5 protein-coding genes are annotated in these 4122 nt (G+C 46.6%); 3 read left to right on the top strand and 2 right to left on the bottom strand.

The features are described from left to right. A partial coding sequence (locus MPF33_11215) for a cbb3-type cytochrome c oxidase subunit I (protein ID MCI2415790.1) occupies window positions 1–898 on the bottom strand: 898 nt, incomplete at its 3' end. A 247-nt stretch (window positions 899–1145) separates the two neighbouring features. Here MPF33_11215 and MPF33_11210 point away from each other — a divergent pair. Both MPF33_11210 and MPF33_11205 read left to right on the top strand, forming a co-directional pair. Continuing rightward, complete coding sequence (locus MPF33_11210; GenBank protein ID MCI2415789.1) at window positions 1146–2015, top strand: hypothetical protein; 870 nt, start codon at window positions 1146–1148, stop codon at window positions 2013–2015. A 59-nt stretch (window positions 2016–2074) separates the two neighbouring features. Continuing rightward, window positions 2075–2410: a hypothetical protein gene (locus MPF33_11205; GenBank protein ID MCI2415788.1), complete on the top strand. Its 336-nt coding sequence runs from the start codon at window positions 2075–2077 to the stop codon at window positions 2408–2410. A 631-nt stretch (window positions 2411–3041) separates the two neighbouring features. On the opposite strand, the gene MPF33_11200 is transcribed toward MPF33_11205, so the two are convergent. Beyond that, on the bottom strand, window positions 3042–3317 hold the full coding sequence (locus tag MPF33_11200; protein ID MCI2415787.1) for a hypothetical protein: 276 nt from the start codon (window positions 3315–3317) through the stop codon (window positions 3042–3044). Window positions 3318–3577: 260 nt separating this feature from the next. Here MPF33_11200 and MPF33_11195 point away from each other — a divergent pair, with 260 nt between their 5' ends. Next, complete coding sequence (locus MPF33_11195; GenBank protein ID MCI2415786.1) at window positions 3578–3898, top strand: hypothetical protein; 321 nt, start codon at window positions 3578–3580, stop codon at window positions 3896–3898. Window positions 3899–4122 lie beyond the last annotated feature (224 nt).

The raw sequence follows: 4122 nt of genomic DNA, 5'->3' as shown, positions 1-4122 counted from the left end.
AGTGGTGGATTGGTACGTTGTTGGAGAAAATCAAGTAGAGGAGCGCGGCTATCCTAGCCATTCTGTCGCTGTATAGGGGCTTGTTCGCCAGCAGGGGTATTAAGTAATACAGCGCGCCTACCGCCGGCATCCATGCAATGTAAACTATGGAGTGCCACAATATCCCAAAGGCTATCTGGTTAGCAATAACGTTCAGACCAGTTATCCCGTAGTAAGCCAATATGTCCCAAGTGTTAGCTGCCAGTTCACCGCTCCACCCTATTCCCGTCATCAGTGCCGTCATTAACGCGAAAACTGCGAATATGGGCAACTTCTCCTTCCTTGTCTTGGTGGCCAAGTAGAAGTGATACACTAGCCATACTACGAAGATGTAGGTGCCAATGTCCATCAGTTCCCAACCGAAGTACCAGAGGGGACTTATAACGTACTGCGAGTACTCTGGAAGGCCGTATGGGGCCAAGTAGTACCAGCTGTTTGATGGGAAGTAGTTGTCGTTAAAGGTCGGAAAGACCACTATTGGGCCCTCAATTAACATAAAGGATATATTGAAAAGTATGAATCCCACGTTGAGCAACCACTTTGCCCTAGGCTCCAAGTTAAGCATCCTCAGGGAGAGGAAGATGAAGACCGCGAACTCCAACTGTACTGCAAAGCCGAAGAGGTCCCTCATGGCATGTAGGGCAATGGATGCGTAGTACTCTTGGGAGGTTATAACTAGAGAGGCGGAAACGGCCCACGTCGCCTCTTGTATTCTTACCATTAACGCGTCTATTATTCCCAGTATACCCCACACTAGGCTCAGCACTATCATTCCCATAGTTATCCTGGAGAGCCACGGCTTGTCCAACTGGAAAAGCGCGTTAACTAGGTTTGAGACGCCTTTTGTAACTGAAGCCATGTGACTACATTAACTGTGTTCAATATTTATCTTTTCTATCGTTTTAAGTATATACAGTTATGAAAGTTTCTTTAAATACTTTGATAATTTTTGGTAATTATGAGACTTATTCAGGAAAAACGGGAATTTAAGGAAAGTAAAGCTAAAAACTGACGAAAGGCGTCACAAGCGCTATTAAGAAGGGTGAAAACTAGCCCGTCCACCTCTCTCCCTAAAATATAAATATTAACAGGATGAGGATTTATACATGGCAATTGACGAGAACAGGATCAGGGAGATAGTTAAGGAGGAGCTGGAGAGCTACTTCGTCAAGGCGTTGGCGGAGAGCGTGAAGGAGCTGAACTTGATATCGCAGGACTTGAGGCAGAGGCAGTCCACTTACGATGCAAAGCTGGACCAAGTGTTGAAGGAGCTGGACGAGCTAAAGGAGTTCGTTAAAAACCTGGCTAAGATATCTGAGGAAAACACAAGGGCTACTATTGAGCTTAGAAAGCAAACGGAGGAAAACACAAAGGCCATACAAGAGCTTAGAAAGATATCTGAGGAAAACACAAGAGCTATACAGGAGTTGCGTAAACAAACAGAAGAGAACACCAAGGCGATTCAAGAGCTCAGAAAGGTAGTTGAGGCACACGATAAGCAGATTGCTGAAAACACTAAGGCAATAGCTAGGCTCGAGAGGGCCGTGGAGAAGCTAGTCAAGGCAGTGGACTCCCTAAACGATAGGGTTGGGGGCCTAGAGAACACCTTTGGGCTAGTGATAGAGGACTTAGTAAGAGAAAAGTTGCCGAGTTGGTTTAGGCAACAGGGAGTAGAGGTAAAGGAGGTAAGCGGCAAGGTAGTCCAGTTCGAGAACAAGTACCTTGAGTTCGACTTCTACGTAGAACAGGGGAACAAGGTCTACCTCGGAGAGGTAAAGGTAACGCTGAGGGAGAGGGACGTGAGGAGGTTCTACTCTAAGGTAGAGCTAACCAAGAGGGTGCTGAAGGACAAGGAGGTCGTCCCTGTAATAGTGTATAGGGCTAGGGCAAAGAAGGAAATACCAATAAAGCTAGCGAAGGCTTACGGCATCAGGCTGTTGAAGTACATGAAGGGAGGCGTCTTCGTGGAGATCTGATCTCCTACCCCTTATGCTTTAGGGGGACGAGTTAAGATTATGTCTCCTTTACTAAGCTTATGTACATCTTAGAGTACTTGACCCTTAGAATGGGGACTGAGCACCTTTACGTTGGGACAAACGCATTGCTTAGCGACAAGACAGTGCCCAGAGTCCTCGGCATCCCCTTAGCCCTGTTCGAGATCGCCTATTATACCTTACTTTGTCTCACCATATCGAATTTTCCCTTACCATTGCTTGTACTTGGCGCATTCTTCGTCGTCACGCATTACATCGGCGGGACGTACTACGTTTTGAAGGAAAGTACGTTTTCAGGAAGGAAGTTCTCTGTAGCTTACTCGGGGTATGAGTTCCTTGAGCTCTCCTTCTTAGTCGCAGTCCTCCTCTCAACGTGAACGCCTTTAAAAGGGCTCAAGTAACTTTTACTTGGCGCTTCTCGATCTGTTTTACGTAATTCTCTTCCTCAAGCTGGGGATCGCATGCCTGAACGCGTTCAAGCAGAAGGATTGACCCCTACCAGCAGAGGGAGAAGGAGGTTGGAAGGCGAGGTCCAATCAAGGTATGGTAGAGTTAGCTTGAAAGGCTGCGATTAACGCGGTAATCACAAGATGGAGAAGAACAATTAGTTGTAGGCAATGAGTTTGAAGCCCAACTCCGAGCAGTCTAGTGGTTCTTTAGTGTAGTGGATCAGCAATGCCAATAGGATGACCTGCTCATCTGTGTAGAAGAAGTCGTTTGTCACGGAGCAGGACAGACAACTTTTACTCTTTCAGGGAAGTATCTTAAAACAGTTAACGCCTTGTAAGTTAGTGGGGCATAGCTAGTGTCTTTATCGTAAATTGGGGAACCTCCGTACACTCCCTTGATCAGTGTTGCGTCCTCTCGATATAGAAAGGTATAATTTCGATGAAACCGTTTCTCGTTCCCTAAGGTAAATACACGTTGTAGTGGAACTCCACCTCAACGCCATTGACGTTCACGGTAAACTTCCTCTTCTCGACCCTCTTCTCCTCCAATTCCAGTAACTCATCCTAAGGCTGGATTTTTCCCCAGAGACCGCGCCAGGGCTGTGATGAACTGCTTGAACTTGTTCTTTATGTCGTCTAACGTATAGGTGATGGCGTCCACCTCGGACGACCCGTTAACGTATATTACGCCCTTGGTTCCGCTGACGTAGGCCATCGGGTTTTTAGGAACCTCGAGGTAGAACGCGTTCCCGCCTATAGGCGCTTCCAACGTCTTCTCTATGACTTCCTTCTCCCAGTTCTTCACGCGGTTAACCAAGTAATACTGTTGAGCCATCTTTTCTCGCAGAGACACCTTGTTTATTAAAATTATAAACTACGGCCCTAAAGACTGAGGGACTATTTGCGAATTGGCTGTCACACGGCTTGTGAATAGAGGGACATCAATAACTCTGTTGTCCTATACAGCTCCCTGTAAACTTAATTTGCGGTGAAGTAGTTCTTGGGTTACACCTTTTGCGATTGGTTAACAACTTGTAAGTTGTTGGACCTAGCGAACTAGGAGCTCCTTTCAGCAGGGAATTAAGTGCTCAACCTATGAAGCTGAAGGTCAGAAACCACGGACTATACATGTTAGGCGTCTTCTCATACATAATCTCACTGAACCCCTTCTTGGGAGTCGATGCCTTAAGGGCACTCGTCCTTCTACCAATAGTCGCGTACACGCTCCCTGTCCTAGAGAAGGTACAGCCTAAGTTTATGACAATGAAAGTAGGCTACTCCGACGTTCTCCTAGCTGTCATTGCAGGTCTGCCCTATGTCTTGCTTTGGCCCTCCCCATATCTCTTAGTGCCGGGGGTCTTGCTAGTTGCAACTCTCCTGATAAAAAAAGAAGACAAACCTCGCTTGGCGGAGTAAGGTTTTAAAGTATAAAGACAATTTCCTTTTATGGCGCTTCCTTCTGGTGAACTAAAGATGAGGAGCGGGAGCTGATTACCCCCGCAATGAGGGAAGCGTCAGAACAATCGTCGTAAGGCTCTTCCCTAGTGGGTAAACAGAGGAAATTGAGGAAGTTGGCAGACGCAACAGCAAAGCTGTGGAACGAGATTAACTACGAGAGACAACAATTCTTTCAGCAAAAG

This window comes from Candidatus Aramenus sp. CH1 (assembly GCA_022678445.1).
Classification (GTDB): Archaea; Thermoproteota; Thermoprotei_A; order Sulfolobales; family Sulfolobaceae; genus Aramenus.
Note: the sequence above shows the minus strand (reverse complement) of the source record. Positions and strands in the feature narration are given on the sequence as shown.